We start from the raw sequence: 6946 nt of genomic DNA on the forward strand, positions 1-6946 counted from the left end.
AATATAAAGAAATCATATTACAATCTTATCACTGCAAATGAATTACTGAATTCATCCCAGAAGGCACTGGAGCGTGCGCTGGAGAATAAAAAACTTGTTGAAACGAAATATGAACTCGGTTCTGCATCAAGACTTGAGTTACTCCAGGCTGATGTCTTTTATCTTCAGACCCTTCAGAGCAATTCACAGGCAAAGGCCCTTGAAGCCCAGGCACAGCAGGAATTAAAATCATTGCTCAATATTCAGCATCAAGTTTTTCCGAAAGATTCTTTTGTTATCCCTGATACATTTACTCTGCCTTCTCTTGATTCATTAAAGGAAATATTGTTAAAGGCAAATTTTGGTATCAAATTATCAAGGCAGATGAACCACCTTGCCCGTGCAAACTTATGGTTTTCTATATTTGGATTTATGCCAAGGGTTTCTATTTTTTATGGTTATAACACAAGTGTTGATTCTTTTGATCTTGATTTTGATTATCTCAAGGATAATGCAACAAAGAATTATGGAATAAACATCAGTTTTCCAATATTTGAGATAAAGACCTTGATATTCAATTATATTACGGCAAAGAAGGATTTAAGGATAAAGAAATACAATATGGAAAAAACTGTCCTTGAATCCGAAAAGGCTTTACATACAAGTTATTATAGTTTGCAGGAGTCAATTGATAAGTTAAGATTTTCAAAAAAGAGTTTAGAACTTGCTGAGGAAGCGATTATTATTGCGCGTGAGCAATACAGTCTTGGTGTGATTTCATTTTTAGACTTATTGCGCACTGAAGAGGATTATTATAATGCGCGTGTGAATTTGGTCCAGGCATTGAATGGATATTATTCCAATCAATCAACCCTTTCATATTTATTGGGTAGTATAACTATTCGGGAGCAAAAATGAAAAAAATATTTATAATCATAGGGATTATCGTTATTGTGCTGTTGATTGTAATACTCAACCTCACCCAGAAATCGGGTGGAGAAAATGTGGAAATTGAGATTGCAAAAAAAGGTGAGATTGTATCAAAAGTAAACGCAGATGGAGAACTTAAGGCAAAATCACAGGTTGATATTTCAGCAGAGGCAATAGGCAGGATAAAGAAGATTTATTATAAAGAGGGTGATTTTGTGAAAAGAGGTAGTTTATTGATAGAACTGGATGATACACAGGCAAGCGCAAATTATAAATTATCTGAAGTGAGATTAAAGCAGGCAGAGCAGGTATTTAATAGAACTAAGAGCCTTTATGAAAAGGGACTGGTGAGCAAAGAAAATTTTGAAAACGCAGAGTTGAATTATGAGTCAGCAAAGGCAACCTATGAGCAGGCTCTTGATGCATACAAGAAGACAAAGATATATGCACCAATATCAGGGAGGATAATGAAGTTAAATATTGAAGAGGGTGAGACCGCGGTGATGGGCACCTTGAATTATGCGGGGACAGTTTTGGCAACTATTGCCGATATGTCCAGGATGATTGCGGTTGTTAAGATTGATGAGACAGAAGTGCCCAAGGTAAAGATCGGACAGGAGGCGGGAGTGATTGCCGATGCCTTACCTGATTCAACTTTTAAAGGTGTGGTAACAAAAGTGGGTTTGATGCCGATAACTTCAATAACTACTACTACAGAAAAGGCGACCGATTTTGAAGTTGAGATAGAACTTAAAGACTTTTCTGAAAGTTTAAGACCTGGAATGAATGTGAAGGCAGAGATAATTACCAGTAAGAAGGCTGATGTTCTAAATGTTCCTATACAAGCAGTGGGAAAGAGAAAGATAAAAGATAAAATGACAGAATCAATATTTGTTGTAGAAAATAGAAAGGCAGTTCTAAAGGAAATTCAGACGGGCATATCGAGTGACAAAGAAATAGAAATACTTTCAGGTATAAATGAGGGTGATACAGTTATTATTGGACCATACCGTATTCTTTTAAAATTAAAAGACGGCACAAGGGTGGATTTTAAGGAAGTAGAAAAAAACAAATGATTTATCAGTGCCTTACTAAATAACATGCTCTGTAAAGCGATTGATATATACAAAAAATACAACCTCGGTAAAGTTGAAGTTGAAGCACTCAGGGGAGTAAGTTTAGAGATAGGAGAGAATGAATATATTTCTATAATGGGACCATCAGGTTCAGGAAAATCTACGCTGATGCATATTCTTGGTTGCCTTGATATCCCTACACGGGGCGAATATTACTTTGAAGATAAAAAAGTTTCAGATTACACGGATATAGAGCTTGCCCGAATCAGAAACAAATACATCGGGTTCGTTTTTCAGAATTTTAATCTTCTATCCCGACTTTCTGCGTTAGAAAATGTGGCTTTACCTTTGATTTATGCCGGGGTTAAGAGAAACGAAAGAATTGAGCAGGCAGAGATGATGTTAAAAAAGGTTGGACTCGCCGATAGGGTGAAACACCGACCGAATGAATTATCAGGTGGTGAATGCCAGCGGGTTGCAATTGCCCGTGCCTTGATAAACGACCCAAAAATAATTTTTGCCGACGAGCCAACTGGCAATTTGGATACCAGAACCGGAACAGAGATAATGGATATGTTTGATAAGTTGCATAATGAAGGTCGGACCGTGGTTCTGGTAACCCACGATCCTAATATTGCCAAGCACGCCAAGAGGATAATCAGAATTATTGATGGTAAGATTGTGGGTGAATAGATTATGGGTGAGATTTTTAATTTAGCACTCCAGACCTTTAAGACACATAGAATGAGGTCTTTTTTGACGACCTTAGGAATTATTATTGGTGTAACCACAGTAATTGCCATTCTGTCTTTGATTGAGGGTTTAAACCAATCCGTGGCGAGGCAAATACGGTCAATTGGTTCGGATTTGATATTCGTCACCAAATATTCAATGGTTCAGATGGGACCAGCCAACATTGAGGAGATTGCTGCGCGCCCTGATTTGACCCCAGACGATGTTTTTGCGATTAAACAATTACCTTCAGTAGAAACTGCAATACCGACGATTGAACAAAATTATTCCAAATTGAAATATCGAGATAAAGAAGTTGCCAGAACTTCAATTGAAGGTTCGAGTGAAAATTTTTCAAAGGCACATAATTATATTGTGGAGATTGGGCGAGATTTAAGTAGTGATGATATTTTATATAGGAGAAATGTTGGTGTTATAGGGTCTTATGTCGCCAAAAATCTTTTTGGTGATGAGACACCAATCGGGAAGGACCTAAATATTGGCGCTCACCGAATTAGGATTATAGGAGTTTATAAAGAAAAGGGTTCATTTCTTGGTCAAAGTATGGATAACTTCATTGTCATTCCTTATACATTTTACGAAAAAATCTTTCCCCGTCGTAAAACGACTATATTTGAAAAGGCTTTTGGTGGATATACAATAAGTGTTATACCTAAACCCAAAAAAGTTGAGAAGGCAATGGATGAAATAAGAGAGTTGATGAGACGGCGCCACGGATTACGTCTTGATCAGCCTGATGATTTTGAATTGGGCACCCAGCAGATGTTGTTTGAGTTATATCAGAATATAACTCGGGTAGGTTTTGTTGCAATCGTTGCGATTGCAGTTATATCACTGGTTGTTGGAGGAATTGGAATAATGAATATTATGCTTGTTTCAGTTGCAGAACGGACAAGGGAGATTGGTATTCGCAAGGCAGTTGGTGCATCAAACCAAAATATTTTATTCCAGTTTTTAACGGAATCCGTGGTTCTCGCATTTGTAGGGGGAGTTATTGGTATTATACTCGGAGTCTTGCTTGCCTTATTGATTTCAATCGTTTCGCCGCTGAAGGCGGCGGTGAGTCCTTGGATGATTTTTTTAGGATTTGGATTTGCTTCGGCAGTGGGCATATTCTTTGGCATATATCCTGCGCGCAAAGCCGCATCACTAAATCCTATTGAGGCATTGAGGTATGAGTAAAGAAGGAAGAACAGGATATCAGAGTATCAGGATATCAGGTTATGATAATCTAAATTGACTCAGAAAATTTTCTGAATATAATTTGCTCATGAGAGAAGTATATTATGATGAGTTGACGGGCATTTATAACCGTCGGTTCTTATATTACTGGGTTGATAATGAAATAAAGCGGGCGAATCGCTTTGCAACGAAATTCGGGTTGATTGTAATTGACCTTGATAACTTCCGGGATATAAACAACAATTATGGACACCTGGAAGGTGATAAAGTTTTAATAGAATTTAGTAATTTTTTGAAAAAAACGGTGCGGGAAGTAGACTCACTTGTTCGTTATGGGGGAGACGAATTCATTGTGCTTGTACCCAACACCGATTTCCATGGTTTAATGGAACTTGCCCAGAGGATATTAGCCAATTTAAATCAGACTGAAATCTTTAACCATAAAATATATTGTAGTATAGGCTGTGCGTTATATCCTGATGATGGAACAAATGTTGAGACTTTGATCAACCAGGCAGATAGGTTGATGTATCAGGCAAAAAAAGAAGGTAAAAATAGAATTGGATTAAAAGTAGAAATAACAAAAAAGATTGAACTGCCTGCAAAAGTTTTTATCGGACGGGAGAGTGAATTCAATGTATGTTCAAAAGTTTTAAGAGAATTCAATACAATTTTTATATACGGTGAGGCAGGTGTTGGGAAAACAAGGCTTGCCCTTGAGTTAAAGAATCTTTTTTCTGATTGCATATATTTACGTGCTATTTCATATGCGGCACTTGCTTCAGTTCCTTACCATCCATTTTGTAATATGTTCAGAGAGGTTGTTAATACGGATTTTGCAATGATTCAGCGGGTTATGAGGCAGATCCCCGATATTCACCGCCAGGAATTAATAAAATTGTTTCCCGAAGACAAAGTTATATCATCAAAAGTTGAAGAATTGGACAAATATCGTCTTTATGACAGCATTAACTTATTTTTTAATAAACTGGCTGAGTTGTTGATACCAAAGGTCGTGCTTTTGTTGATTGATGATTTACACTGGACTGATTCTTCAAGTTGTGAACTATTAGATTTTTTAATTAGACGACCGCCCAGGAATTTGAAAATCATTGGGACGTATAGGATTGAAGAGATTAAAAATGCGGCTGTTTATAATTACTTTGGGATATGGGCGCGTGAGAATTTATTTACAAAAATTGAACTAATGCCACTCAGCGAAACTCAGGTTTCAAACCTTCTTGGAATGATAATGGGAAATGTATCAATTTCGCTGTCAAAATTTATTTTCAAGTTAAGTGGCGGGAATCCCTTCTATATTGAGGAAATTTTAAGGGAACTGGAGAGACAGAATAAAATATATTATAATGGAAAGGAATGGATTATTTTATCAGAAAAAGAATTAAAAATACCTTCAAGTATTGAAGCAACGATATTGAGAAAGATCCAGTTCCTTGATGAAGAAACGAAATCAATTCTTGAAATTTGTTCTGTCTATGGTCAGGAATTTAATGATGAGATAATTGCATTGTGTGCGCATAAGAACGTTGGTGAGATCATAGATGCTGTTGACCATTTATTGAAGTTGGGATTTATTAAGGAGAGAATCAAAGATTTTTTCTTTTTCAGCGAAGATATAGTGAGACAGATTGTATATAAAAATATTTCGCGTGGAAATTTGATGAGATACCACAAGCAGGTTGGTGAGGCAATAGAAAAGTATTTCCACACCCGTTTGCCCAGTTATTATGAGCAACTTGCCCATCATTTTGTGATGGCGAATGAGCCAGCAAAGGCGTTACTATATTCAAAACAGGCGGGTATGAAGTGTAAAGAGAATTATGCCCATAAACAGGCGGTAAAATTTTTAACCAATGCTTTGCGATTTGAGGAGAATATAGATGAGATTTTTAAGATAAAATTTAACCTTTCCGAAATATATTTCTTGATGGGGGAGAATAAAAAAGCGATTGAACATTTGAATGATTGTTTGAAAATTAATCCAAACGACTATAAGATTTATAGTAAACTTGGACAGATTTATGAAAATATGGGTGAATATAAGATGGCTTTAAAGTACTACAATACAGGATTGAAACTAACTGTTCGGACCAGTGCATATTATCAGTTCAGTTCCGGTATCGCCTGGATTTACACAAGGCTTGGACAATATTTGAAGGCGAAAAAAGAATGCGAACAATTGTTGAAAAGAGCAAAGCAGATACCGGGGCAGGAATTAGGTTCAATTTATATTACATTAGGTGTTTCACTACTATATCTTGGAAAACTTGAAGGGGCGATATCTTATTTCAAGAAGGCACTTGAGATCAGGCAGAAATTAAATGATAAAAAAGGTATGGCGGCATGTTATCTTGACTTGGCAGTTGTCTATCAACAACAATTAAATTTTTCTCAGAGCGAGGAATATTACAAAAATGCATTAAGATTATATGAAGAGATTGGTTTCCAGGCAGGGATAACAGTTACACTATTAGACCTGGGCAGTCTTTATTTTCATTATAATTTAATAAAGGCAGAAGAATATTGTATGAGATCTCTTGAGATTGCAAAGTTAATTAGTGCGAAAAGGGATATAGTATTTCTTTATGATAACCTCGGAATCATCCACATGCGTAGATTGATGTATGATGAGGCTCTGGAGAATTTTAAATCGGCACTTGAATACGCAAAAGAAACAAATTTTATTGAAGGAATTTGTTTTATCAATGTTCATCTCAGCGAATTCTACCGTGAGAATGGGAGAAGAAAGCAGGGATTAATACATTTGAAAAGGGCTTATAAATATGCAAAGGAGTTAAAATTAAAACAATATTTTTATGATTGCCAATTTGAAGAGATTGAATACCTTTTACTTACTAAAAGACTGCAACAGGCAAAAAAGATACCAGCCCCAGTGCGGGCTAAACATACGGAGGCCACTATGGCACCCTCGACAAACACCACCAACCACAAGCGCGTCTACTCGCCATCGCTGGCGACGCCCCCTGGACGCTTGTTGTTCCCGT

Annotated in this window: 5 protein-coding genes; all 5 read left to right on the forward strand. The window is 36.7% G+C overall.

What is annotated here, in order from left to right; translation table 11 throughout:
* Positions 1 to 897 (forward strand): TolC family protein (locus ABIL69_11455; protein ID MEO0124604.1); only part of this gene is annotated, 897 nt, incomplete at its 5' end.
* Positions 894 to 1985: an efflux RND transporter periplasmic adaptor subunit gene (locus tag ABIL69_11460; GenBank protein MEO0124605.1), complete on the forward strand. Its 1092-nt coding sequence runs from the start codon at positions 894 to 896 to the stop codon at positions 1983 to 1985. The genes ABIL69_11455 and ABIL69_11460, both read left to right, overlap by 4 nt.
* Before the next feature lie 24 nt (positions 1986 to 2009).
* Positions 2010 to 2678, forward strand: coding sequence for an ABC transporter ATP-binding protein (locus tag ABIL69_11465; GenBank protein MEO0124606.1), 669 nt, complete (start codon positions 2010 to 2012; stop codon positions 2676 to 2678).
* A 3-nt stretch (positions 2679 to 2681) separates the two neighbouring features.
* A complete protein-coding gene (locus ABIL69_11470; GenBank protein MEO0124607.1) occupies positions 2682 to 3920 on the forward strand; it encodes an ABC transporter permease in 1239 nt (412 codons plus the stop codon).
* 88 nt (positions 3921 to 4008) lie between these two features.
* A partial coding sequence (locus tag ABIL69_11475; GenBank protein MEO0124608.1) for a diguanylate cyclase occupies positions 4009 to 6946 on the forward strand: 2938 nt, incomplete at its 3' end.

This window comes from candidate division WOR-3 bacterium (assembly GCA_039802005.1).
GTDB lineage: Bacteria > Hydrothermota > Tepidihabitantia > SM23-42 > JAOAFX01 > JAOAFX01.